The organism is Lutibacter sp. (genome assembly GCF_041562875.1).
Classification (GTDB): Bacteria; Bacteroidota; Bacteroidia; order Flavobacteriales; family Flavobacteriaceae; genus Lutibacter.
In genome coordinates, this window is sequence record NZ_JBFFOE010000009.1 from 24,514 (window position 1) to 49,578 (window position 25,065).

Consider the following 25,065-nt stretch of genomic DNA (forward strand, 5'->3'; position numbering starts at 1 on the left):
CTAAATTAAGAAAAATTTATATAGTTATTTATAGCTAAGCTTATTTTATTATAATAAATTTGAGATAATTAAATGAGGTTGTTTAATAAATTGAATTTTATGTCATATTGAGCTTGTCGAAATATTTTAACTAATTGAGAATTAAAGTTAACTTCGACAGGCTCAGTTTTACAATTCTAATTTTTTTTACTTTTTAAACAGCCTCATTTAATTCAACTAAACTCAAACTTTTATAATGAAAAACCAGTTCTTCTTTTTTAGTTTTTTATTTCTTGCTATAGGAATAAATGCGCAAAATTCAATTGTTAAAAATGTGCCTTTTACAAATGTCGGCCCTTCAATTATGAGTGGAAGAGTTGTAGATGTTGACGTAAACCCAAAGAATCCAATTGAATTTTATGCCGCTTATGCGTCTGGAGGATTGTGGTATACAAATAATAATGGAACGTCATTTATTTCAGTTACTGAAAATGCTCCAACTCAAAATATAGGCGACATTGCAGTTGATTGGAATAATGAAACTATTTGGATTGGAACAGGTGAAAGTAATTCTTCTAGATCTTCTTATGCAGGAATCGGAATTCTAAAAAGTATAGACAAAGGTCAAACATGGCAAAATGTTGGCTTGGAAGATTCCCACCATATTGGAAGAATTGTCATCAATAAAAACAATCCAGGGGAGGTTGTAGTTGGTGTGATAGGACATTTATACACGCCAAATATGGAGCGTGGAATTTTTAAAACTAAAGATGGTGGTAAAACATGGAACAATGTATTGTTTATTAATGAAAATACTGGCGTAATTGATATCAGTGCGTCACCAACAAATTCAAATGTATTATACGCAGCCTCGTGGGAACGCGATAGAAAAGCATGGAATTTTGATGGAGATGGTGAAAATTCAGCAATTTATAAAAGTGTTGATGCAGGCGAAAGTTGGACTAAAATTACTTCAGAAGAAAACGGATTTCCAACAGGTAGCGGAATTGGAAGAATAGGGTTGGCAACTTATAATGAGGATATTGTGTATGCTTTATTGGACAACCAGTTTATGCGTCCAGAAAAGGAAAAGAAAAAAGAAATAGGACTCACAAAAGATGATTTCAGAAATATGAGTCAAGCTGACTTTTTGAAGTTAGAGGATGAAAATTTGAATTTATTTTTAAAAGAGAATAATTTTGACGAAAAATATACTGCCGAGAGTGTAAAATCTTCTGTTCATAAAGGTAAAATTATACCAAGTGATTTAGTAACATATTTAGAAGATGCAAATTTTGTATTGTTAAATTCTGAAGTTATTGGAGCAGAAGTGTATAAATCTGAAGATGGTGGTAAAACTTGGAAGAAAACACATCAAGATTATTTAGATGGTGTTTATAGTTCATATGGTTATTATTTTGGAATTATAGCTGTAAATGAATCAAACGAAAACAAAATTTATATTGGAGGTGTTCCTTTATTAAAATCTGATGATAGTGGTAAAACATTTACTTCAATTAATAAAGAAAATGTGCATTCAGACCATCAAGCTATTTGGGTGGATTCAAAATTAGAAGGTCATATCATAAATGGTAATGATGGTGGACTTAATATTTCTTATGATGATGGTGAAAATTGGATTAAAAACAATAGCGCTTCGGTAGGTCAGTTCTATTCTGTAAATGTAGATAACCAAAAACCATATAATATTTATGGTGGTTTACAAGATAATGGTGTTTGGTATGGGCCAAGTAATTATAAAGCTTCAAAAAAATGGGAAAGTAATGGAGATTACCCATATAAAATGATTGGCGGTGGAGATGGAATGCAAGTTCAAATAGATAGTAGAGATCATAATATTGTATATTCTGGTTCTCAGTTTGGATATTATTACCGTATAAATTTAAAAACGGATGAACGTATTGATATTCATCCAACCCATGAATTAGGAGATTCGCCTTATCGCTATAATTGGCAAACGCCTATTTTGTTATCATCACACAATCAAGATATTTTATATATGGGCGCTAATAAATTGTTACGCTCTATGGATAAAGGTGAAACTTTTGAAGTGATTTCAGATGATTTAACAACTGGTGGCAAAAAAGGAAATGTTCCTTTTGGAACCTTAACTAGCATTTCTGAAAGTTCATTACAATTTGGTCTTATATATGTTGGAAGTGATGACGGTTATGTAAATGTAACTTCAAATGCAGGAGGAAGTTGGAATCGTATTTCAGATAATTTACCACAAGAACTTTGGGTATCTAGAGTAATTGCTTCACAACACGAAAAAGAAAGAGTTTATGTTACCCTGAATGGATATAGAACAGACGATTTCAAACCTTATATTTTTGTAAGTGAGAATATGGGGAAAACTTGGAAAAACATCAATAATAATTTACCAAATTTTGCAATTAATGTGGTAATAGAAGATCCTACAGATGAAAATATTTTATTTATTGGAACTGATAATGAAGTGTATGTAACTTTTAATAGAGGAGAAACTTGGGAAGTGTTTTCAAACGGAATACCAAAAGTTGCCGTACACGATTTAGTAATTCAAAAAGAAGCTAAAGATTTGGTAATTGGAACCCACGGAAGATCCATATATAAAACTAATATTGCGGCACTACAACAGTATAATAAAATAAAAAATGAGGAAATTACTGTTTTTAAAATTCCTTCTATTCATTTTTCTTCACGATGGGGAAGTTCTTGGAGTAAATGGTTAAAACCAACTATACCAAGTGTAAAAATTTCTTATTACGTTCTAAATGAAGGAGAATATACCGTTGAAGTTTTAGCGGAAGATAAAACTAAATTGAAGAGTTTTATTGTAAACGCTATTAAAGGGTACAATTATTTCGATTATGATGTTTCTGTAAATGAAAAAATGGTAAACACCTATTTTTCTAAAAAGGAGATTTCAATAAAAGAAGCAAAAAATAACAAATACTATTTACCAAAAGGAAACTATACTATAAAAATTTCTGGAGCTAAAGATAGTTCAGAACAGACATTTAGTATTAAGTAATTTTTAAAGTATTGAAATTCGCTATTCTGATTAATTTTTGAATGACGAATTTCAATACTTACTAGTATATTATTCGTATTTAAGTTTTTCTATTTTCTTAAAAGGTGATAAATCTAATGGCTCAACTAATTTTTGGTAATTAACCCAATCAGTTTCATAAAACAAATTAATTTTAGAAATTACTGCACTTACTTTTTCATCTGCATTTTTAACTAACGTAATTTCAGTTTCACCAGGATTTTGAAGTAAAGAACTTACATGTCTTCTTGCTAAAAACAAATATGAAACGGTACTTGGAAATTCTGTTGCGGTAATACCTTGTCGTTTATCTTCTTTCCCCAGCATTTCATCTAATAAACTATGAATACTTTTTAAAGTTGCATCTTGATTTTTAAGTAAATCTTTTTGGTTTTTAATGCCCGTTTTATCTTTAATACGATTTTTATAATCTTTAACAATCTCTATTGATTTTAATAAACGTTGTGTGGCCTCACCTGCAATTCCTAATTTATTTTCAAGTTGTTTTAATAAATCATAGTTGCTTTTTAAAACTTCAAATGGCATTTCTACTCTAGGATCGTATTCAACTTTAATGGTTTCACTAACCGTTTCATTCCCAAAATGAATTTTAAAATTGTAAATTCCAGGTAAAACTGTAACACCACTTGGTTCATTAGCATCCTCCTTCACAATTTTTCTTGAGGGACCTCTTTGCCCTTTTTCATCCATCCTCCAATACATTCTATGAACTCCATTTTCTTTTGGTGCTTCATTTTTAAGGCTTCTAATCAATTCATTTTTAGTATTATAAACTTCAAAGAAGATTGAATCAAATTTCACTATTGGTTTTTCAGATTTCACTGCTGTTATTGAGTCTTTTTCAGTTTTTCTCTTATTTTTTTCTGAAGGGTTTTCTGATTTTTTAATTTCAGGTTTATTTATACTATAAGTAATCATAGCTCCTGAGTTTTTGTTTTCACCATTAAAAATGGCATTTGCACCAAATCTGGTTCCTGAAGGTTGTTGGGTTTGAGTAATATATGCAGAAGGAGGTGTAAATAAATACAATGATTTATCCACTATTTGTTTACCTTCTTTTGCCATAGCTCTTAAAGGTCTAATATCATCTAAAACATAAATAGCTCTACCGAAAGTTCCAATAATTAAATCATGTTCTCGCGGATGAATCGCTAAATCCATGGTTGAAACCGTTGGAAAGTTATTCGTCCATTTTGTCCAAGTGATACCTTCATCAATACTAATATTCAAACCATGTTCAGTTCCAAGAAATAATAATTTAGGTTCTTCCAAATCTTGAATTAAAGAAAGTGTATAACCAAAAGTTTCATCTTTTTCATCTAATAAACTCTCCCAAGTTTTCCCAAAATCACGAGTTCTAAACAAGTAAGGTTTAAAATCAAATTGACGGTAATTATTCACCACAACATAAGCTTCACTTTTATTAAATTTTGAAGCCCGTATTTGAGTAATCCAAGCTTCTTTAGGCAATCCTTTAATGTTTGGGCTTACATTTTCCCAACTTTTTCCACCATCAAGGGTTAATTGAATGTTTCCATCATCAGTACCTACCCAAAGTATATTTTCATCAAAAATACTTGGTTCTATTGCTAAAATTGAGCAATGGTTTTCTGCGCCAGTTGCATCCATAGTAATACCACCACTTTCATGTTGTTTTTGCTTCTCTTTGTTGTTTGTGGTTAAATCAGGAGAAATTAGTTCCCATGTAAAACCTTTATTTGTTGATTTGTGAACAAATTGACTTCCAAAATAAATAGTTTCATTATCAGTAGGATTTATTGCAATGGCTGAATTCCAATTGAAACGAAGTTTAACATCGGGATTTGGATGGGTTGGTCTAATTCCTTTAGCATTTCCTGTTTTACGATCATATCTTCCTACATTTCCCTGTTGAGACATGGCATAGCCAAAACGCGAATCTTTTGGATCAGGAACCACATCAAAACCATCTCCAAACATTAATTCTTGCCAATAAGAATTTCTAATTCCTTGGTCTTTTAGTACGTAAGCAGGGCCAGCCCATGAGCCGTTATCTTGCAATCCTCCATAAATATTGTATGGAAAATCCATATCAACATTAATATGATAAAATTGTGCAATCGGTAAATTTTCTACAAAACGCCAAGTTTTACCACGATCACGCGTAATATTTAAACCTCCATCATTTCCATCAATCATAAAATTTGGATTGGTAGGATGTATCCACCAAGCATGATGATCTGGATGCACGCCAACGGAAGTTCCATATGCAGGCATTAACTGCTTGAACGATTTTCCACCATCTTCACTAACATTCACATAGGTAAATACAGAATAAATTCTATTTTCATTTATGGGATCAACAGCAATATCAGAATAATAAAAAGGTCTGTTTCCAATACCATCTGGACCTCTACCACTCGATTTATCATTTACCATTTCCCATTTAAAACCACCATCTTCTGATTTATAAAGCGCATTCTTTTTTGCTTCAACCAAGGCGTAAATAAATTTCGGATTGCTAGGAGCAATTGCTAAACCAATTCTTCCTAAATTTCCTTCTGGTAAACCATCTTTATCAGTTAACTTTTTCCAATTTTCACCACTATCATAAGTAATGTATAATCCAGAACCTTCACCTCCAGATTTAAATATCCATGGTTTTCTTTCATGTTCCCACATGGCTGCAATTAGCTTGTTTGGATTTGTAGGGTCCACCACTAAGTCAGCACATCCAGTATTATTATTTACAAATAAAGATTTTGTCCAAGTTTTTCCGTCATCGGTGGTTTTAAAAACGCCACGTTCAGGATGTGCTCCCCAAGGAGAACCAATAGCGCCAACATATACAGTATTAGGATTGTCTTTATCTATAATAATTTTGTGAATATTTCGTGTTTTTTCTAAACCAACAAGTTTCCATGTGTTACCTGCATCTAAACTTTTATACAAGCCATAACCACTCGTCAAACTATTTCTAGGATTTCCTTCTCCAGTTCCAGCCCAAATAACATCAGGATTGCTTTGTTGAATAGCAACTGCTCCAATAGACATTGGCCCGTATTTATCAAAAATGGGTTTCCAGTCAATACCACCACTTTCCGATTTCCATAAACCTCCAGAAGCAGTTCCTACATATATAATTTCAGGTTGGTTTGTAACAACATCAATTGCTGTAACTCTGCCACTCATACCTGCTGGTCCAATGGATCTAGGTTTGAGGTTTTTTAATTTTTCTAAATCCAATTGTTGAGAAAATCCTAAAAAAGGAATAAGGAGTATCAATAAGAACGTTTTTTTCATTAGTAATATGATTTTTTTTAAAAAGTTGTAGCTAATTTATCAAATAAAAAGTAATATCTTTTTATAATCATTCTAAATAGAGTTTAAATAGAAATTTATCTTTATTTCAAAAAATGAAATAGTTATATTTGTTCCTTTAAAAAAATAATAAAAAATGAGCGTTTTATCTTCATCAATTGCAAGGAAAGTAGCTATGGCTTTGTCAGCACTTTTCCTTATCATTTTCTTAATTATTCATTTAGCGGTTAACTTAACTTCATTATTTAGTGAAGACGTTTTTAACGAAATGTCTCACTTTATGGGTACAAATCCTTTAATTCAGTTTGCTATGCAACCTGTATTAATATTTGGTGTTGTATTTCATTTTGTAATGGGATTTGTTTTAGAACTAAGGAATAAAAGAGCAAGAAATGTTAAATATGCTAAATTTAATGGTGCTGCCAGTGCTTCTTGGATGTCAAGAAACATGGTGGTAAGTGGAGCTGTTATATTAGCATTTATTGTTTTACACTTTATCGATTTTTGGATTCCAGAAATTAACACAAAATATATCTTAGGAGATATGTCAGGTGTGTTACCAGGAGAAGAGGGATTTCGTTATTTTGAAGAACTACAACACAAGTTTTCAAACCCTATTAGAGTAGGAGCTTACGTTGTTGCTTTTGTTTTGTTAGGCTTGCATTTGGCACATGGTTTCCAATCAGCATTTCAATCAATGGGCTTTAACAATAAATACACAAAATGTGTGAAAAATTTTGGAACTTTCTATTCAATAGTAATTCCTTTAGGATTTATCATTATCGCATTGTATCACCATTTTAACCATTAATCTTAAACATATGACGACTTTAAATTCAAAAGTACCAGTAGGTCCAATAAAAGATAAATGGACAACTTATAAAGAAAATGTAGAACTTGTTAACCCAGCAAATAAACGTAATATAGATATTATTGTTATAGGAACTGGTTTAGCAGGTGGCTCTGCAGCGGCTTCGTTAGCAGAATTAGGATATAACGTAAAAGCTTTTGCTTATCAAGATTCTCCACGTAGAGCTCATTCAATTGCAGCACAGGGAGGTATCAATGCATCAAAAAATTATCAAAATGATGGTGATTCTAACTATCGTTTATTTTATGATACTGTAAAAGGAGGAGATTACCGTTCTCGTGAAGCAAATGTTTATCGTTTAGCAGAAGTATCAGGAGCTATTATTGATCAATGTGTTGCACAAGGAGTACCTTTTGCACGTGATTACGGTGGATTACTTGATAATCGTTCATTTGGTGGGGTATTAGTTTCAAGAACTTTTTACGCTAAAGGACAAACAGGACAACAATTATTATTAGGATGTTATTCAGCAATGAACCGTCAAATTGCTCGTGGAAAGATTGAAATGTTCAATCGTCACGAAATGTTAGATGTTGTAAAAATTGATGGAAAAGCAAGAGGTATTATTGCACGTGATTTAATTACTGGTAAAATTGAGCGTCATTCAGCTCACGCCGTAGTTATTGCAACAGGAGGTTATGGAAATGTATATTTCTTATCAACTAACGCAATGGGATCTAATGCAACTGCTGCTTGGAAAGTTCATAAAAAAGGAGCTTTCTTTGCAAATCCTTGTATGACACAAATTCATCCAACGTGTATTCCGCGTTCAGGAGATTACCAATCTAAATTAACGTTAATGTCTGAATCATTACGTAATGACGGTAGAATTTGGGTTCCTGCAAAAATAGAAGATGCAAAAGCAATTCAAGAAGGAAAGTTAAAGCCTACTGCAATTGCTGAAGAAAATAGAGATTACTATTTAGAAAGACGTTACCCTGCTTATGGTAACTTAGTACCACGTGATGTTGCATCTAGAGCAGCAAAAGAACGTTGTGATGCTGGTTACGGTGTAAATGCTACAGGTGAAGCTGTGTATTTAGATTTTGCATCTGCAATACATCGTTATGGAAGTATTCAAGCTAAAGTAAAAGGTTTAACTAATATTTCTGAAGAAGAAATTATAAAGTTAGGTGAAGCTGTTATTGAAGAAAAATACGGTAACTTATTTCAAATGTATGAGAAAATTATAGCTGAAAATCCATACAAAACACCAATGATGATTTATCCTGCAACTCACTATACAATGGGTGGCGTTTGGGTAGATTATAACTTAATGACAACCGTTCCTGGTTTGTACTGTATTGGTGAAGCAAACTTCTCTGACCACGGTGCAAACAGATTAGGAGCTTCTGCTCTTATGCAAGGGTTAGCAGATGGTTATTTTGTATTACCTTATACTATTGGTGATTATTTAGCGAATGATATTAGAACAGGTAAAATTCCAACGGATTCACCAGAATTTGATGCAGCTGAAAAAGAAATTAAAGATAAATTAGAGTTCTTTATTAAGAATGAAGGAACACATTCTGTAGATTATTTTCATAAAAAACTAGGTTTAGTTATGTGGAATAAAGTAGGAATGGCTCGTAATGAAAAACATCTAAAAGAAGCAATTAAAGAAATTCAAGATATTCGTGAAGATTTCTGGAAAAACGTTAAAGTTCCTGGAGGTTTAAATGAAATGAACCCTGAATTAGAAAAAGCAGGTAGAGTAGCTGATTTCTTAGAATTAGGAGAATTGTTTGCAAAAGATGCTTTAGAGCGTGAAGAATCTTGTGGAGGTCATTTCCGTGAAGAACACGTCACAGAAGATGGTGAAGCAAAACGTGATGACAAAAATTTTGCTTACGTTGCAGCTTGGGAATACACAGGAAAACCAAGTGAAGCAATTTTACATAAAGAAGAATTAGAATTTAAAGATATCGAATTAAAAACTCGTTCATACAAATAAGAAAGACATTATGAATTTAACGTTAAAAATTTGGAGACAAAAAGGACCACAAGACAAAGGTCAAATGGTCGAATATAAAGTTACCGATATTTCAGAGCATATGTCATTTTTAGAAATGATGGATGTTTTAAATGAAAGTTTGGTAGCTAAAGATGAAGTGCCTATTGCATTTGATCACGATTGTAGAGAAGGTATTTGTGGAATGTGTTCATTGCATATAAATGGAGAACCTCACGGTCCAGATCGTGGAATTACAACGTGTCAATTGCACATGCGTACTTTTAAAGATGGTGATACTATTTATATTGAACCATGGAGAGCAAAAGCTTTTCCAGTAATTAAAGATTTAGTAGTAGACCGTATGGCTTTTGAACGTATTCAACAAGCAGGAGGTTATATTTCAGTAAATACTTCTGGAAATACGCAAGACGCAAATGCAATTCCTATTTCTAAATTAAATGCAGATTTATCTATGGATGCTGCTGCTTGTATTGGTTGTGGAGCCTGCGTTGCTAGTTGTAAAAACTCTAGCGCCATGTTATTTGTTGCAGCAAAAGTTTCGCAATTTGCTTTGTTGCCACAAGGTAAAATAGAAGCTAAAGACCGTGTAAAAAACATGGTTGCTCAAATGGATTTAGAAGGTTTTGGAAACTGTACAAATACAGGTGCATGTGAAGTGGAATGCCCTAAAGGAATTTCATTAGAGAATATCGCACGTATGAACCGTGAATATTTAAAAGCGAGTATTATTTAATAACTATTAGTTTTAAATTCAATATATTAAAACCTGTTTCAGAAATGAAACAGGTTTTTTTGTTTATTTGAAAAGAAGATTTAGTAAATTTAAAATCTAAAATTCAAATTAAATGTCAACATATAATTCTCATTTTCAGTCTAAATTACCCAACGTACCAACTTCAATATTTGCTATTATGAGCGGATTGGCAACAGAGCATAATGCCCTTAATTTATCTCAAGGTTTTCCAAATTTTGAAAGTGATAAAAAATTGATTGAATTGGTAAACAAAGCAATGTTATCGGGAAATAATCAATATGCACCAATGCCTGGGATTTTTGATTTACGAAAAGCTATTGCTGAAAAAATGGAGCTTTTATATGATGTTTGCTATAATCCTGATTCGGAAATTACCGTTACTGCTGGAGCAACTCAGGCAATTTTCACGGTGATTGCAGCAACGGTTTCAAAAGATGATGAGGTTATAATTTTTAAGCCAGCATATGATTGTTATGAACCCACTATTGAACTTTTTGGAGGTAAAACAATTTCAGTTCAGTTAAATCCAGAAGATTTTAAAATTGATTGGGAAGCAATAAAATGTTTAATTACTGATAAAACAAAGATGATTATCATTAATACACCTCATAATCCATCAGGAAGAATATTGTCTAAAAAAGATATGTTGAAGTTAGAAGATTTACTGAGAAATACCAATATTATGTTGTTAAGTGATGAAGTATATGAACATATTATTTTTGATGGGGAAAAACACCAATCTGCTGCATTATTTCCCGCATTGGCTGAAAGGACTTTTATAATAGCTTCCTTTGGCAAAACATTCCACAATACAGGTTGGAAAATGGGATATTGTATTGCACCAAAAGAATTAATGGCCGAATTTAGAAAAGTGCACCAGTTTAATGTGTTTAGTGTAAATCATCCAACGCAAGTGGCACTGGCTGAATATTTAAAAACGCCTTCAAACTATTTAGTATTGGGTAGTTTTTACCAACAAAAAAGAGATTTGTTTTTAAATTTAATAAAAGATTCACGTTTTGAGTTTTTACCATCTAAAGGAACCTATTTTCAATTGCTTAATTTTAAAAATATTACTAAGGAAAGTGATTACGCTTTTGCTATAAGATTAACAAAAGAACAAAAAATAGCAGGCATCCCAATTTCAGTGTTTAATAACGAAAACTATGATACAAAAGTGTTGCGTTTTTGTTTTGCTAAAACTGAAGAAACATTAGAAAGAGCTGCAGAAATCTTAAACAAAATCTAGTTTCATTAACCAGTCTGTTTGTTTGTCGGTTCCAATATAGTAAAAATGAGTATCAAATTTTTTAAAACCATAACGTTTATAAAATCGTATTGCAGCTGTATTTTTTTCCCAAACTCCAAGCCATAAAAATGAAACTTGTTTCGCTTTTGCAATGTTAATTATTTCTAATAAAATATGTTTTCCTAATTGCTGACCTTGAAATTGGTTTAATACATAAATGCGTTCAAGTTCAATTGTTTCTTGACTGTATTGTTCTGTTTGAGCTTCTTTTTCATTCAATTTAAAATAACCAATAAGTTCATTTTTAAAATAAGCAAAGTAAAATGTTGAATTTGGGTTTATTAGTTCAACTTTAATAGCTCCTTTGCTTAAAGCGGAATTTATATAATTGTTAAAATCCTCAGGATTGTTATCTTTTTCAAAAGCATTAATAAAAGTTGATTTTGATATTTCAACAAGTTTTACTAAGTTTTTAAGGGTACATTTTTCAAAAGATAAATCTATTTTCATAAATTTTATTTCTTATGTTAGTTTGATTTTTGAAAAATTAAATTACAAATTAAATTTTAAATCATTCACTGAAATAGTGTAATTTTATCACATGCAATCACAACTTAAAATAGTATTGGTTCAGGCCAATTTAGTTTGGCATAACGCTGAACAAAACAGAATTCAATTTGCGAAAAAAATAAATGCAATTAAGGAAAATGTTGATTTAATTGTCTTACCCGAAATGTTTACAACGGGTTTCAGTTTGCTTCCTAAAACAATTGCTGAAACTATGAAAGGTGAAACTGTCGAGTGGATGCAGAAAATTGCTTCAGAAGATAACATTGCAATTGCGGGAAGTATTATTATTTTAGAAGAAGGAAATTATTATAACCGCTTCTTATTTGTGCATCCTTCAGGTGAGATAAACACATACGATAAACGGCATTTATTTACCTTGGCAGGTGAAGATAAAGTGTACACTTCTGGAAAAGAAAAAATAATAGTGAATTATAAAGGATGGAAAATTTGCCCACTTGTTTGTTATGATTTACGTTTTCCAGTTTGGGCAAGAAATGTTGAAGATTATGATGTATTGTTATATGTTGCAAACTGGCCAAAACCAAGAATTGCAGCTTGGGATGCTTTGTTAAAAGCACGTGCTATTGAAAATTTGAGTTATACAGTAGGAGTAAATAGAGTAGGTGTTGACGAAAACAATCATGAATACAGTGGTCATTCGGTAGCTTATGATGGTTTAGGTAAAAAATTAACACACATTAAAACAAATATTGAAGACAGAGCAATTGTCACTTTAAACAAAAAGCACATAGCTGAAGTTAGAAATAAGTTCAATTTTTTGAGCGATAAAGATACGTTTGAAATTAAATAAAAAAGACGTCATGCTAAACTTGATTCAACATCTCAAATAGAGAAGAATGAAGCTCAACATGACATTTGTTTTTAAATTATAAGATGATTGGATTCAACCATTTAAATTCATATTTTGTATTAGGAACAACAATGCGTTCAGTAATACGATACATTCTGTCTGGTAATTTCATTAAATAATCTCTTGCTTTTTCAGCTTCTGAAGTTAAGCCTGTAATTTTATCAATTTCCCAAATAGCATTTAGTTTTTTAATAATATCAACATAATCAAAGCCTGTATATACACCTGCTCGTTGGGCCACTATTGAAAATTGATCAAATAAACTCCCTTTTTCTTCTCCAGAATGTCTTAAGTGCATAGCAGGCATCACAATTTTATGTTTCATCATATATTGAAAAGCCAACATCATTTCACTTGGATCATATTTAAAAATTTGTTTCACAAATTCAGTATATGCTAAATGATGGCGCATTTCATCTCCAGCAATAATTTTAGACATTTTAGCTAATAATTTATGCCCGTTTTTTCGTGCAATTTTTGCAACATTATTATGTGAGATGTATGTTGCTAATTCTTGAAAACTAGTATAAACGAAGTTTTTATAAGGATCGCGAGCAGTTCCAATATCCATTCCGTCAGCAATTAAATGTTGTGTAGTAATTTCAACTTCACGCATATTTACTCTGCCCGACAGGTATAAATATTTGTTTAATACATCTCCATGTCTATTTTCTTCACCTGTCCATGCACGTATCCATTTTGCCCAACCATTATCTTTTTCTTCGTTTCTGGGTTTTGAAATCCCATCAATATCTAATAGCCAAGATTCATAGGTTGGAAGCGCTTCTTCTGTAATAGTATCACCAACTAAAACAGTCCAAAAGTCATTGTCTAAATCTTTAGATAATTCTCTTATTTCTTTCACTTCTTCTATAAAATTTTCGCTTTGAGAATTAGGAAGAAAATCGGTTGGTTGCCAAATTTTTTCAGGTGCTATTAAAAATTTGTCTACAAAAGTATCTATACTTTTTTCTAAGGTTAGCATCACCTCTAACCGGATATTATTTATTGACATGTTTTTGATTTAGTTTAGTAGGTGGCTAAACTATGGAATTTTTAATAGAAGTTTCTACTTTTTCAAAAAGTTTAACAAATTCCATGGAATCAGCTTTTATAGCTTCATGGAGTTCAAAAGTTATGTTTACGCCTAGTTCAAATGGAAACATTCCTTTTTTATTTAGTTTCCAACAATTATTAATAGTTACAGGTATAACATATGCAGACGGCACAAATTTGGTAAGCATTTTTAATCCATTTTCTGAAAAACGTTTAGGAACTCCATCTTTACTTCTGGTTCCTTCGGGGAAAATAACTGCTGCATAGTTATTTTTTTCAATATATTTCCCAAACTCTTTAATGGCAGTTAAAGATTGTCTAGGATCTTTTCTATCAATTAAAACGGATCCACCGTGAGTTAAATTATAAGATACAGCGGGGATTCCTTTTCCTAATTCAATTTTAGAAACAAATTTAGGGTGATGCTTCTTTAAAAAACATGAAAGAGGACAAATATCATGCATACTTTGGTGGTTAGCTACAATAATCAAAGGTACATTTTTTGGAATAGGATGTTTGCTTATAAATTTAATTCGTGTACCTAATATATAAAGAAGGTATGTAAGCGTACAATTCATAAAATCTACAGCTATTTTATGTCCTTTATAGTTTCCAATGTTAAAGCCTAACCATTGTAAGCCATGAAAAATTAGTAAAAGGATACCGTAAAGAAGGTAGAATATAGAAGATAATATATATGATAAAACTGTTTTCATATTTATGAAAAGAAAATCCCAAGCTATAAAGCTTAGGATTGTGTTATTTTTTAATTATTAAACCATAAACTCCAAGGAATCATTCCAAGAATTATAAGTAATGAAATTCCATAGAAAATGGTGATGGTTTTAAATTTCGCACTATCTGTTGTTTTCTTTTTATGTTTAGAAAACCCTATTGTAATTAAAGCAATAGCAATAATAATCATAAGTGGGTGTTCAATCAAAACTTTTCTTAATTCATTGTTTCTCATGACTTCACCCATTCCAATACTACGCATAGTACTATAAAAATTAGAAGTATAAAAAGCAATTAATCCAATTATTAGTTGGATATGGGAAGCTATTAAAGCAAATAATGAGATTCGTAAATCTTTGGCTTTAAATTCTTTTTTAGAGCTTAAGCCAGTGATTGCATTTACAACCGAAATAATTAGAATTAATAATACAATGTATGCCCAATAAGAATGAATCATTTTTATCATAATAGTTAGTTTTAAGTAGGTAGCAAATGTAATAAAATAAAATTGGTTTTATTTTGAAAAAAAAAGTTTAAAATTTATAGATAGCTGCTATGATTTAATCTTTCTGCATTAGAAACAAGAAAATATTTGATGAGTAGTAGAAGAAAATTACAAAGGAAAATTATTTTTAATAGGATTTTAAACAGTATAAACGGCTGATTTTTATCATATTTTGAAAATAAAAGAGTGATTAATGAGCTATAACCTTCTTTTTCTCCTCAATTTTTAAGATAATTAGAAATAATTTGTATTTTGCGCTTTAATTAATCAATACTATATAAGGACATTATGAAAAAATTATTAAATGTAGTTTTTACGCTTTTTGTAGGTACAGTTATGATGGCACAAACCACCATTTCTGGGACAGTTACAGAAGCAAAGACGGAGCAACCAATTCCTGGTGCGAACATACAAGTTGTAGGTAAATCTTTGGGTACGACAAGTGATTTTGACGGAAATTTTTCTTTTGCAGTAAAACACGAACTTCCATTTAAAATAGAGGTTTCTCTTATTGGATTTTCTTCTACAACAGTTGAAATTACTCAAAACAATCAAATTGTAAATGTTGAGCTAGCGGAGGCAGAAACATTATTAGATGAAGTTGTTGTGTCAGCTTCAAGAACGCCAGAACGTGTTTTGGAATCTCCTGTTACTATTGAGAGAATGGATATTAGAGCAATTAAAAGTACTTCTTCTCCAAGTTTTTATGATGGATTAGAAAACTTAAAAGGAGTTGATGTTAATTCTAATAGTTTAACATTTAAATCTATTAACACTAGAGGTTTTGCAACGTTTGCAAATTCAAGATTTATGCAATTGGTTGATGGTATGGATAATTCTTCACCAGCACTTAACTTTAATTTAGGTAACTTATTAGGAATGTCTGAACTTGATGTGAATACTGTTGAGTTACTTCCAGGAGCTTCTTCTGCACTATATGGTGCAAATGCTTTTAACGGTATTTTATTTATGACAAGTAAAAATCCGTTTACTTCTGAAGGAGTTAGTGTGTATTTAAAAACAGGTCTTACATCACAAATAGCTGCAGGAGACAATAGTTTTACAGATGTTGGAATTAGAATGGCACATAAATTTAATGATAAATTTGCTGCAAAAGCTTCTTTTTCTTATTTAAAAGGAACTGAATGGTATGCTACAGATTATGAAGATTATGCCAATCCAGGAGCTACAAGAGCAGATAGTGATTATGATGGATTAAACGTTTATGGTGACGAAGTTTCAACGACATTAGATTTAGAACAAATAGCTCTTGATAATGGAGTTCCTGAATTTATAGCATCAACTATGGGGTCTTCAACTGTTTCAAGAACGGGTTATAATGAAATTGACTTAATGGATTATGTTGCCAAAAGTGCAAAAGTAGATGTTTCTTTAAACTACAAACCATTTGCAAACGATATTGAAGTTAGTTATAACGCTAAATTTGGACAAGGAAATACAATTTATCAAGGAGCAAACAGATATGCTATTAAAAACTTCTTTATGCAACAACATAAATTAGAAGTTTCAGGAGATAATTTCTTTGTAAGAGGTTATATTACAGATGAAGATGCAGGAGATTCTTATGATAGTCGTTTTGCTGCAATTAACTTAAATAGAAGTTGGAAATCAGATGAACAATGGTTTACAGAATATGCAGGAGCTTATGTTCAAACATATGTTGGGACTGTAATGGCTGGTGGTACACCAGACCCTAATGTTATTCAACAACAGGCAAGAGCATACGCTCAAACAGGCGCTTTAGTTCCTGGTACAGCAGAATTTACTACTGCCTTTAATAAAGTAATTTCTGATCCAGATTTAAATACTGGAGCTAAATTTCAAGATGAAACAAAAATTTACCATGCAGATGCTAACTATAATTTAAGAGATATTACAGATATTGCTGATATTCAATTGGGTGGTTCTTGGAGACAATATTCATTAAATTCTAACGGTACTATTTTTACAGATTATGATGGCCCAATAGATTATAATGAGTATGGTGCTTATATGCAATTGCAAAAGAAATTTGTAAATGATAGATTAAAGTTTACAGGATCTTTACGTTATGATAAAGCCAAAAATTTTGATGGAAATTACTCGCCAAGAGTTACAGTTTCTTACTCTTTAGGAGAAGGGAAAACACGTAACTTAAGAGCATCATTCCAAACAGGATTTAGAAATCCAACTACCCAAGATCAATATATTGGTTTAGATGCAGGTAGAGCTATTTTGGTTGGTTCTGCACCTGATAACTTAGATAGATATACTGCTTCTGTTTCAACTAGTGGAACTGCTCAATATTTAGGTTATCCAAGTTCAATGCAAGTGACAGGAAGAGATGCCTATGAAAATTCATATACATTATCTTCTTTAGAAAAATTTGGGGAAAGTGTAGCTCTTGGCGCTCCAAATCCACTTTTACTTGAAAGAGCAAATTTTGATTATGTGAAGCCTGAAAAAGTAACAGCCTATGAAATAGGTTATAGAGCGGGATTTGGTAAATTAGCCTTAGATATGAGTTTTTATTATAATGAGTATCAAGATTTTATTGGGAATAAAACAGTAGTTACTCCATTATATGGAGAATTTGATTTTTCTGATGTAATTCCTTTACCTGCACAATTAGGGGGACCAACACCAGCAATTTTAATTGCACTTGCTAGTGGAGATTACCAACCTTTTCAACTTTATACTAATTCAACCGCAGATATTACTTCTTATGGAGGTACTATTGGGTTAACTACTAAAATGTTTGGGAATTATGATTTTGGATTGAACTATACTTTGGCTAAGTTTGACTTTGACCAAACTACAGATCCAGATTATGAAGCTGGGTTTAATACTCCTGAGCATAAAGTTAAATTTTCATTTGGAAATACAGCACTTGTTGAAAACTTAGGTTTTAATGTAAATGTAAGATGGAGTGATGAATATTTCTGGGAATCAACATTTGTTGATGCCGTTGTTGATGCTCGTACAGTAATAGATGCTCAAATTAATTACTCTGTACCATCTTTTAAATCAACATTTAAAATTGGAGCAGCTAATCTAGGTGGAAAAGAATATTACAGTGCACCTGGTGTAGGTAAAATAGGTTCACAATACTTTGTATCTTGGACAATTAATCCATAATAAGCAATAATAGTTTATAAAGTAAAACGCCCTAAAAGTTTAGGGCGTTTCTTTTTTTAAAAAAAGGCATAATATTTTTTAAAAATAAAATCAAAAAACTATCTTTGCACCTTTAAAATTGAGGAGAGCCCTAAAAGGTTAAATATCTAAAAAATAAATAGTTAAAGTAATGGCAAAAGTTACAGGTAAAGTTGCACAAATTATTGGTCCAGTTATTGACGTTGAGTTTGAATCTGGCGCTGAACTTCCAAAATTATATGATTCATTAGAAATCACAAAGAAGGATGGTTCATTGTTAGTATTAGAAGTTCAATCTCATATTGGTGAAGATACTGTTAGAACAATCTCTATGGATTCAACTGATGGTTTAAGTAGAGGGACCGAAGTTGTTGCTACAGGTAGTGCTATTCAAATGCCAATTGGAAAGGATATTTATGGACGTTTATTTAATGTAATTGGAGATGCCATTGATGGATTGGGAAATTTACCTAAAGAAGGGAAAGATGGTTTACCAATTCATAGACAAGCACCAAAATTTGAAGATTTATCAACTTCAACAGAAGTTTTATTTACAGGTATTAAAGTAATTGACTTAATCGAGCCATACGCAAAAGGTGGTAAAATTGGGTTATTTGGTGGTGCTGGAGTAGGTAAAACAGTATTGTTGATGGAATTGATTAATAATATAGCAAAAGGTCACGGAGGTTTATCAGTATTTGCTGGTGTAGGAGAAAGAACCCGTGAAGGAAATGACCTTTTAAGAGAAATGTTAGAATCAGGGATTATTAAATATGGTGATGACTTTATGCATTCTATGGAAGAAGGAGGATGGGATTTATCTAAAGTTGATAAAGCAGGAATGAGAGAATCTAAAGCTACGTTTGTTTTCGGACAAATGAATGAGCCACCGGGAGCACGTGCTCGTGTTGCTTTATCAGGTTTAACAATTGCTGAATATTTCCGTGATGGTGCAGGTGAAGGACAAGGGAAAGATGTATTATTCTTTGTTGATAATATTTTCCGTTTTACACAAGCAGGTTCGGAGGTGTCAGCGTTATTAGGGCGTATGCCATCAGCCGTTGGTTATCAGCCAACTTTAGCAACAGAAATGGGAGCAATGCAAGAGCGTATTACTTCAACTAAAAATGGTTCAATTACATCAGTACAAGCAGTTTATGTGCCTGCAGATGATTTAACAGATCCAGCACCGGCAACTACATTTGCGCATTTAGATGCAACAACAGTATTATCTCGTAAAATTTCAGAGTTGGGTATTTACCCAGCAGTAGACCCTTTAGATTCTACTTCAAGAATTTTAACGGCTGCTATTTTAGGGAAAGAGCATTATGATTGTGCACAACGTGTAAAAGAGTTATTGCAACGATATAAAGAATTACAAGATATTATCGCTATTTTAGGAATGGAAGAATTATCTGAAGAAGATAAAATTGCGGTTCATAGAGCCCGTAGAGTTCAACGTTTCTTATCTCAACCATTTCATGTAGCTGAACAATTTACAGGAATACCAGGTGTATTGGTTGATATTAAAGATACAATCAAAGGATTTAATATGATTTTAGATGGTGAGTTAGATAAATATCCAGAAGCTGCATTTAACTTAAGAGGATCAATTCAAGATGCAATTGATGCTGGAGAGAAAATGTTATCGGAGGCATAAAAAAGTTTTAAGTTTAAAGTTGATTTCAATAAATGTTAACAACAAAAACGAATCACTAAAAATTAATTAATGATGATTTTAGAAATAGTAACGCCAGAAGCAACTTTATTACACTCAGAAGTAGATTTAGTTTCTGTACCAGGAGTTAATGGTGAATTTCAAATGTTAAATAACCACGCACCAATAGTATCATTATTAGTAAATGGAACTGTTAAGTTTAAAGGGGTTAATATTGTTATTGAAGAACAATTTGAAGAAAAGTTTACGAATATTAAAGGTGAGTTTACGTTACCAATTAAAAGTGGAACTATTGAAATGAAGGAAAACAAAGTAATTATACTTGCAGACTAATTTTCAAAATTATTTATATAAAAAATCCTCGGTTTTACCGAGGATTTTTTTGTTATGGACCTAATTCAAAACTTATAATAACTAATTTAAAAATTTCCTCGTTTTTAGTAGGGTATTTGAATTTTAAACTGTTGTTTTGTAAATAGATAAGATCAACCCTTTATTTAGTTAAACAATACGCTTATATGCAATTTAAAACCCTTGTTTTTTTCTTTTTAATTTCTGCTTCATCTTTTGGCCAAGAAATTGGAATTGTAAAAAATGGAAATTATTCAATAAAACTTTTAAAAATAGATAAATTATTTTCTTTTACTTATTCTGATTTAAATTCAAAAAACAGTAATGATGTAAATTCATTTGATTTTCCTAATATAGATACGATGTACCAAATTGTTATGGATGGTTTTGATTATCATAATGATCATCAAGTTATTGTTCAAACAAGCAAAGACACTATAGTAAAATTTGATTTTAAAAAGGTAAATGGGGAAAAGATGTTGATGATTAGGCAGCGTAGTTTATTAAGTAAAAAACTTAGCACAAGTACATTTTTTACTAAAGATGAAATTATTAAGCTATTTGGAAACTCATAATTAAATAAATTTTCATTTTATATTCTTAATTTTAAGAAAAAACAAACCCTGCTAATTTAAAAAATTAGCAGGGTTTGTTTTTTAATATATGCTATATTTATTTTATACTTTCGCTAAAGCATTTGCTTGAATGTAACGATGCATTCCTTGACCCGCTTTTCTTCCATCTCCCATTGCTAGAATAACTGTTGCCCCACCTCTTACAATATCTCCTCCAGCAAAAAGTCCTGGAATTGAAGTCATCATGTTCTCATCAACTTTAATTGTATTCCATTTGGTTACTTCAAGTTCTGGCATACTACGTTGAATTATTGGATTAGGAGAAACACCAACTGCAATTACTACACTATCAACATCAATGTCATATTCAGAGCCTTCAATTACTATAGGTCGTCTTCTGCCTGATGCATCAGGTTCACCTAATTCCATTTTTTGAACTCTCATTTTATTTACCATTCCATTTTCATCGGCAAAATATTCAATTGGAGAGGTAAGGTTGATAAATTCGATTCCTTCTTCAATGGCATGTTTTATTTCTTCAGCTCTGGCTGGCATTTCTTCTTTTGAACGTCTATAAACAATAATAGCTCTTTCGGCACCCATTCGCTTTGCAGTTCTTACAGAGTCCATAGCTGTATTTCCACCACCTACAATTACTACATTTTTACCAGTATGAACTGGAGTGTCAAATTTATCATTAGCCCCACCCATTAAATTTACTCGAGTAAGAAATTCGTTTGCGCTTTGAACTCCACTAAAATTTTCACCAGGAATATTCATAAAATTAGGTAATCCAGCACCACTTGCTATGAAAAAAGCTTCATAACCTTCATTTTTTAAATCGTCAATGGTTGCTGTTTTTCCAACAATGAAGTTGGTAACGAATTTTACCCCCATTTTTTTGATGTTGTTTATTTCAAAATCAACAATAGATTTTGGGAGGCGGAATTCAGGAATTCCATATTTTAAAACTCCTCCAAGGTCATGTAATGCTTCAAAAACAGTGACATCATATCCAAATTTCGCTAATTCACCTGCAACAGTTAATCCTGCAGGTCCAGAGCCTATAACAGCCATTTTTATTCCATTTGGTTCTGCTAAAGTAGGAATGCTTCCATCTCCATGTTCACGTTCATAATCCGCTGCAAAACGTTCAAGATAACCTATTGCAGAACCTTCTTTAGTTAATTTTTTTACATATACACATTGAGCCTCGCATTGAATTTCTTGTGGACAAACTCTACCACAAATGGCAGGTAATGAGTTGTTTTCTTTTAGAACTTTTGCGGCACCAAGTACGTCACCTAATTCAAGATATTTCACAAATTTAGGAATGTTGGTTCCAACTGGGCAGCCAATAATGCAGGTTGGAGCAACACAATCTAAGCAGCGACTAGCTTCTTTTATAGCCATTTCTAAACTTATACCTGCGTTTACTTCAATATTGCTTTTGTTTCTTACATTTGGATCTGCTTCTGGCATTACAACTCTTGTAATATCTGTACGATCCTTACTTTTAATTTCTTTACGTAATTTATCTCGCCAATCAGCTTTACGTTCATTTTTATAAAATTCTTTATCTAATTCTGACTCCATTTTTTGAATAGGTTAAATATACTAAATGTTTATACTGAAATTAATTTGTTACTATTTCTAATGATTTTAAATAGTCACTATAGCCCTCAGATTCTTTCTTTTTATAAGAATTTAACCTATTTAACATTTCATCAAAATCAACTTTATGAGCATCAAATTCAGGCCCGTTTACACAAACAAATTCTGTTTTTCCACCTACTGAAACTCTACAAGCACCACACATTCCAGTTCCATCAACCATAATTGTATTTAAACTTGCAAGTGTTGGGATATTGTATTTTTTTGTAGTTAAAGCAGCATATTTCATCATGATAGCTGGGCCAATAACAATTGCTTCGTTAACTTTTTCTCTTAGAATTACTTCTTCCATTCCTTGAGTTACTAAACCTTTTGTTCCTTTTGAGCCATCATCCGTCATAATAATAAGTTCGTCAGAGTATTCTCTCATTTTATCTTCAAGAATAATAAGGTCTTTGTTTCTAGCTGCAATAACAGTTATAACTCTGTTACCTGCTAATTTCATTGCTTGTACAATAGGAAAAAGAGGAGCTACACCAACGCCTCCTCCAGCACATAAAACCGTTCCTATATTAGAAATATGTGTAGCTTCACCAAGTGGGCCTACAACATCTAAAATAGAATCACCAGCATTCATTGTACAAAGTTTATGAGATGAAACACCAACTCGTTGAACAATTAAGGTGATTGTGCCTTTTTCAATATCAGCATCTGAGATTGTTAGTGGGATTCTCTCCCCATTTTCATCAATTCTTAATATGATGAAATTACCTGCTTTACGACTTTTGGCAATATATGGGGCTTCAATAACTAATCTTGCCACATTTTCTGAAAGAAATTCTTTGTCTATAATTCTGAACATATTTTACGCTAAAACTATTATAATTAATATAAATAAGAGTTGTTGTTGTTATTTTTAAATACTTGTAAATTTAGACATTACTATACAAGTAATAACTGATATTTCTCATTCTAATTGAGTTTTTTAGCAATTACTTTGTAACGTTTGTAACTTTCATATAAAAGATACAGCTATTGATATAGGTTAAAGAAAAGGAGAAACAATTATCACTTTTTTAATTAAAAAATAGTTTAAACCTCACAAGCATCTCCCATACAATTTGGTTTTTCTGTAGGTTTCTTTAGTAAATTTAAATTTATGGCTAAATCGTATAATTTGCAACCAACGCAAATACCAAAAGCAGACTCTAAATACAATAGTACCAAACAAATTATGCATAATAAACACACTGGATCAAAAAAAGTAGCATCGTTAATTAAGAAAAGAGAAAGTGAAAAGATAACAGTTGATAAAACTAAGCCCAAACTCCAAGCAAACTTCTTTTGAATTGCTCCAATTGGCAATGGAGATTGTTTATAAACAATTAATTTAGCTAAGAGCATTGTTGGGGCATATTTTGGATTGATAAATATTCCAATAATAAAGTTTAATAAAAGAAATCCTGAAATGTAAGGGATTATAGTGTATTTATTTAAAATGAATCCATTAATAGAAGCTAAAATACCAAGCAATAACATAATACCTGCACTAGCTCTTAACTGTCTTTCATCTAAAACTTTGTAATTTCTATCTTCAATGTATTCTCCAAAACTTAGTATTGACATTTTTTTTGCTTTTTAAAGAACGAAGATAAAGTTTTTGATCTAAACATAAATGCTATTTGACAACCTCTTCTATTTTAATTATTCCAAGTAGATTATTTTTAAAAATTAGTTTAGAAATATAATCATTTCAACCAGATTCAAATATTTTAATTTTATTAGAACTCCGAACATAAGCAGTTTGAGTAATAATTATTACATAATAGAGTTTGTGTATTTTTAATATTATTTGATATAGATTCTTACTAAAAGATCCTGTTTATTTTCCATTTTAATGATATTTGTCATTAAATTTAATGAAAATTCAACCTAAATTTGCGTACTTATTCATTGCTTATCTATAAGTAATGAGTTTTTGATTTTTTTAGTTAGTAGTAAAAAAGGGAGTCTCAAAAAGACTCTCTTTTTTAATGAAGGCTCCATAGTTCAAGGGATAGAATAAAAGTTTCCTAAACTTTAGATTCAGGTTCGAATCCTGGTGGAGTCACTACTGTTAAATTTTAAAATTTTACACTACCTTAGTTAAAATTCATTATATTTGAGTTGGAAAAATTGCTGTCCATCAACAAATTATATTTACTATGGAAATTGAAAATGAAATTCAACGAGAAACGACAAGGTGCAAAAAAGATTTTAGTTGTTTAAAAAACGAAGGAACTAATTGCTGTAAAGTACTGAACTGTGTAAATGATAAAGTTCACTTTGTAAATTATACATCAAAAGATTATTGTGGTTATAAAATGACTTTTGGTTATTCAGATATATGTACTTGTCCAATAAGAAAAGCAATATATAATAAATACGCTTTGTAATATTTGTAAATAAAATTAAAAGTAAACTCTAAAAGTGAAGTTTGGGGTTATTCCAATAGAAATATTATTTGTAGCATCAATATTATTTTGAGAATTTATCTTATAATAGGTATTTAAAATGTTCTCACTGTTAAGAAAGTTTAGTACTGATATACCAGCCATTCCATTTATTTTTTCATTTAATTTAAATTTGTATGTTGATGAAAAATCAGCTCTAAAATAGTTGGATAATCGTTCGCTATTCGGATCATTATAATTAATAGAATTGCTAATACCATTTGTTGAAATTGCATTGTTATTTAAAGGACTTGTATG

General features: G+C 31.2%; 19 protein-coding genes, 1 tRNA gene and 1 pseudogene. 12 read left to right on the plus strand and 9 right to left on the minus strand.

Annotated elements, in window-relative coordinates; translation table 11 throughout:
• Positions 1-235 precede the first annotated feature (235 nt).
• The gene (locus ABY863_RS02600; RefSeq protein WP_372792704.1) at positions 236-3,016 is read left to right on the plus strand and encodes a glycosyl hydrolase; all 2,781 of its coding nucleotides are present in this window, start codon (positions 236-238) and stop codon (positions 3,014-3,016) included.
• Positions 3,017-3,085: 69 nt separating this feature from the next.
• Here ABY863_RS02600 and ABY863_RS02605 read toward each other — a convergent pair whose 3' ends face one another.
• Positions 3,086-6,337 (minus strand): WD40/YVTN/BNR-like repeat-containing protein, encoded by a 3,252-nt coding sequence (locus ABY863_RS02605; protein ID WP_372792705.1) that lies wholly within the window; start codon positions 6,335-6,337, stop codon positions 3,086-3,088.
• 154 nt (positions 6,338-6,491) lie between these two features.
• On the opposite strand from ABY863_RS02605, the gene ABY863_RS02610 reads away from it, so the two are divergent.
• From ABY863_RS02610 to ABY863_RS02625, 4 genes are all read left to right on the plus strand, one after another.
• Complete coding sequence (locus ABY863_RS02610; RefSeq protein WP_372792706.1) at positions 6,492-7,166, plus strand: succinate dehydrogenase cytochrome b subunit; 675 nt, start codon at positions 6,492-6,494, stop codon at positions 7,164-7,166.
• Positions 7,167-7,176: 10 nt separating this feature from the next.
• A complete protein-coding gene (locus ABY863_RS02615; RefSeq protein ID WP_372792707.1) occupies positions 7,177-9,180 on the plus strand; it encodes a fumarate reductase/succinate dehydrogenase flavoprotein subunit in 2,004 nt (667 codons plus the stop codon).
• Positions 9,181-9,190: 10 nt separating this feature from the next.
• Positions 9,191-9,934 carry a succinate dehydrogenase/fumarate reductase iron-sulfur subunit gene (locus ABY863_RS02620; RefSeq protein ID WP_372792708.1) on the plus strand — a complete coding sequence of 248 codons (744 nt, stop codon included), beginning with the start codon at positions 9,191-9,193 and terminating at the stop codon, positions 9,932-9,934.
• A 112-nt stretch (positions 9,935-10,046) separates the two neighbouring features.
• Complete coding sequence (locus ABY863_RS02625; RefSeq protein ID WP_372792709.1) at positions 10,047-11,204, plus strand: methionine aminotransferase; 1,158 nt, start codon at positions 10,047-10,049, stop codon at positions 11,202-11,204.
• Here the strand turns inward: ABY863_RS02625 and ABY863_RS02630 are convergent.
• Positions 11,190-11,714 (minus strand): GNAT family N-acetyltransferase, encoded by a 525-nt coding sequence (locus tag ABY863_RS02630; RefSeq protein ID WP_372792710.1) that lies wholly within the window; start codon positions 11,712-11,714, stop codon positions 11,190-11,192. The genes ABY863_RS02625 and ABY863_RS02630 overlap by 15 nt on opposite strands.
• Before the next feature lie 91 nt (positions 11,715-11,805).
• Here ABY863_RS02630 and ABY863_RS02635 point away from each other — a divergent pair, with 91 nt between their 5' ends.
• On the plus strand, positions 11,806-12,585 hold the full coding sequence (locus ABY863_RS02635) for an amidohydrolase (protein ID WP_372792711.1): 780 nt from the start codon (positions 11,806-11,808) through the stop codon (positions 12,583-12,585).
• A gap of 76 nt (positions 12,586-12,661) precedes the next feature.
• Here ABY863_RS02635 and ABY863_RS02640 read toward each other — a convergent pair whose 3' ends face one another.
• Genes ABY863_RS02640 through ABY863_RS02650 form a run of 3 tightly spaced genes read right to left on the minus strand, consistent with a single transcriptional unit; the run spans position 12,662 to position 14,902 of the window.
• Positions 12,662-13,660 (minus strand): acyl-ACP desaturase, encoded by a 999-nt coding sequence (locus ABY863_RS02640; protein ID WP_372792712.1) that lies wholly within the window; start codon positions 13,658-13,660, stop codon positions 12,662-12,664.
• 25 nt (positions 13,661-13,685) lie between these two features.
• Positions 13,686-14,417 carry a lysophospholipid acyltransferase family protein gene (locus ABY863_RS02645; RefSeq protein WP_372792713.1) on the minus strand — a complete coding sequence of 244 codons (732 nt, stop codon included), beginning with the start codon at positions 14,415-14,417 and terminating at the stop codon, positions 13,686-13,688.
• A gap of 50 nt (positions 14,418-14,467) precedes the next feature.
• The gene (locus ABY863_RS02650; RefSeq protein WP_372792714.1) at positions 14,468-14,902 is read right to left on the minus strand and encodes a hypothetical protein; all 435 of its coding nucleotides are present in this window, start codon (positions 14,900-14,902) and stop codon (positions 14,468-14,470) included.
• Between the two features lie 327 nt (positions 14,903-15,229).
• Between ABY863_RS02650 and ABY863_RS02655 the strand changes: the two genes are divergently transcribed.
• The 4 genes from ABY863_RS02655 to ABY863_RS02670 all read left to right on the plus strand — a co-directional run bounded on the left by ABY863_RS02655 (position 15,230) and on the right by ABY863_RS02670 (position 20,701).
• A complete protein-coding gene (locus ABY863_RS02655; protein ID WP_372792715.1) occupies positions 15,230-18,079 on the plus strand; it encodes a TonB-dependent receptor in 2,850 nt (949 codons plus the stop codon).
• Positions 18,080-18,248: 169 nt separating this feature from the next.
• Positions 18,249-19,757 (plus strand): F0F1 ATP synthase subunit beta, encoded by a 1,509-nt coding sequence (atpD, locus tag ABY863_RS02660; protein ID WP_372792716.1) that lies wholly within the window; start codon positions 18,249-18,251, stop codon positions 19,755-19,757.
• Positions 19,758-19,829: 72 nt separating this feature from the next.
• Entirely contained in the window at positions 19,830-20,108 is a 279-nt protein-coding gene (locus tag ABY863_RS02665) for a F0F1 ATP synthase subunit epsilon (protein WP_372792722.1), read from the plus strand.
• A 185-nt stretch (positions 20,109-20,293) separates the two neighbouring features.
• On the plus strand, positions 20,294-20,701 hold the full coding sequence (locus ABY863_RS02670; RefSeq protein WP_372792717.1) for a hypothetical protein: 408 nt from the start codon (positions 20,294-20,296) through the stop codon (positions 20,699-20,701).
• 102 nt (positions 20,702-20,803) lie between these two features.
• Here the strand turns inward: ABY863_RS02670 and gltA are convergent, their stop codons facing one another.
• The 3 genes from gltA to ABY863_RS02685 all read right to left on the minus strand — a co-directional run bounded on the left by gltA (position 20,804) and on the right by ABY863_RS02685 (position 23,941).
• Positions 20,804-22,297, minus strand: a complete 1,494-nt coding sequence (gltA, locus tag ABY863_RS02675; RefSeq protein WP_372792718.1) for an NADPH-dependent glutamate synthase — start codon at positions 22,295-22,297, stop codon at positions 20,804-20,806.
• Positions 22,298-22,337: 40 nt separating this feature from the next.
• A complete protein-coding gene (locus ABY863_RS02680; RefSeq protein ID WP_372792719.1) occupies positions 22,338-23,177 on the minus strand; it encodes a sulfide/dihydroorotate dehydrogenase-like FAD/NAD-binding protein in 840 nt (279 codons plus the stop codon).
• A 230-nt stretch (positions 23,178-23,407) separates the two neighbouring features.
• A complete protein-coding gene (locus ABY863_RS02685) occupies positions 23,408-23,941 on the minus strand; it encodes a DUF4395 domain-containing protein (protein WP_372792720.1) in 534 nt (177 codons plus the stop codon).
• Between the two features lie 412 nt (positions 23,942-24,353).
• Here ABY863_RS02685 and ABY863_RS02690 point away from each other — a divergent pair.
• Positions 24,354-24,425, plus strand: a tRNA-Arg gene (locus tag ABY863_RS02690).
• A gap of 94 nt (positions 24,426-24,519) precedes the next feature.
• Positions 24,520-24,750: a hypothetical protein gene (locus ABY863_RS02695; RefSeq protein ID WP_372792721.1), complete on the plus strand. Its 231-nt coding sequence runs from the start codon at positions 24,520-24,522 to the stop codon at positions 24,748-24,750.
• A 15-nt stretch (positions 24,751-24,765) separates the two neighbouring features.
• On the opposite strand, the pseudogene ABY863_RS02700 reads toward ABY863_RS02695, so the two are convergent.
• A pseudogene (locus ABY863_RS02700) lies at positions 24,766-25,065 on the minus strand (TonB-dependent receptor); the annotation flags it as partial.

What these genes read in the sequence shown, in the direction of transcription:
- ABY863_RS02650 (WP_372792714.1), bottom strand. Translation starts at nt 14,902, where the DNA reads ATGATAAAAATGATTCATTCTTATTGGGCATACATTGTATTATTAATT.
- ABY863_RS02630 (WP_372792710.1), bottom strand. Translation starts at nt 11,714, where the DNA reads ATGAAAATAGATTTATCTTTTGAAAAATGTACCCTTAAAAACTTAGTA.
- ABY863_RS02665 (WP_372792722.1), top strand. Translation starts at nt 19,830, where the DNA reads ATGATTTTAGAAATAGTAACGCCAGAAGCAACTTTATTACACTCAGAA.
- ABY863_RS02685 (WP_372792720.1), bottom strand. Translation starts at nt 23,941, where the DNA reads ATGTCAATACTAAGTTTTGGAGAATACATTGAAGATAGAAATTACAAA.
- ABY863_RS02600 (WP_372792704.1), top strand. Translation starts at nt 236, where the DNA reads ATGAAAAACCAGTTCTTCTTTTTTAGTTTTTTATTTCTTGCTATAGGA.
- ABY863_RS02625 (WP_372792709.1), top strand. Translation starts at nt 10,047, where the DNA reads ATGTCAACATATAATTCTCATTTTCAGTCTAAATTACCCAACGTACCA.
- ABY863_RS02695 (WP_372792721.1), top strand. Translation starts at nt 24,520, where the DNA reads ATGGAAATTGAAAATGAAATTCAACGAGAAACGACAAGGTGCAAAAAA.
- ABY863_RS02605 (WP_372792705.1), bottom strand. Translation starts at nt 6,337, where the DNA reads ATGAAAAAAACGTTCTTATTGATACTCCTTATTCCTTTTTTAGGATTT.
- ABY863_RS02635 (WP_372792711.1), top strand. Translation starts at nt 11,806, where the DNA reads ATGCAATCACAACTTAAAATAGTATTGGTTCAGGCCAATTTAGTTTGG.
- ABY863_RS02640 (WP_372792712.1), bottom strand. Translation starts at nt 13,660, where the DNA reads ATGTCAATAAATAATATCCGGTTAGAGGTGATGCTAACCTTAGAAAAA.
- ABY863_RS02670 (WP_372792717.1), top strand. Translation starts at nt 20,294, where the DNA reads ATGCAATTTAAAACCCTTGTTTTTTTCTTTTTAATTTCTGCTTCATCT.
- atpD (WP_372792716.1), top strand. Translation starts at nt 18,249, where the DNA reads ATGGCAAAAGTTACAGGTAAAGTTGCACAAATTATTGGTCCAGTTATT.
- ABY863_RS02655 (WP_372792715.1), top strand. Translation starts at nt 15,230, where the DNA reads ATGAAAAAATTATTAAATGTAGTTTTTACGCTTTTTGTAGGTACAGTT.
- ABY863_RS02615 (WP_372792707.1), top strand. Translation starts at nt 7,177, where the DNA reads ATGACGACTTTAAATTCAAAAGTACCAGTAGGTCCAATAAAAGATAAA.
- ABY863_RS02645 (WP_372792713.1), bottom strand. Translation starts at nt 14,417, where the DNA reads ATGAAAACAGTTTTATCATATATATTATCTTCTATATTCTACCTTCTT.
- gltA (WP_372792718.1), bottom strand. Translation starts at nt 22,297, where the DNA reads ATGGAGTCAGAATTAGATAAAGAATTTTATAAAAATGAACGTAAAGCT.
- ABY863_RS02610 (WP_372792706.1), top strand. Translation starts at nt 6,492, where the DNA reads ATGAGCGTTTTATCTTCATCAATTGCAAGGAAAGTAGCTATGGCTTTG.
- ABY863_RS02680 (WP_372792719.1), bottom strand. Translation starts at nt 23,177, where the DNA reads ATGTTCAGAATTATAGACAAAGAATTTCTTTCAGAAAATGTGGCAAGA.
- ABY863_RS02620 (WP_372792708.1), top strand. Translation starts at nt 9,191, where the DNA reads ATGAATTTAACGTTAAAAATTTGGAGACAAAAAGGACCACAAGACAAA.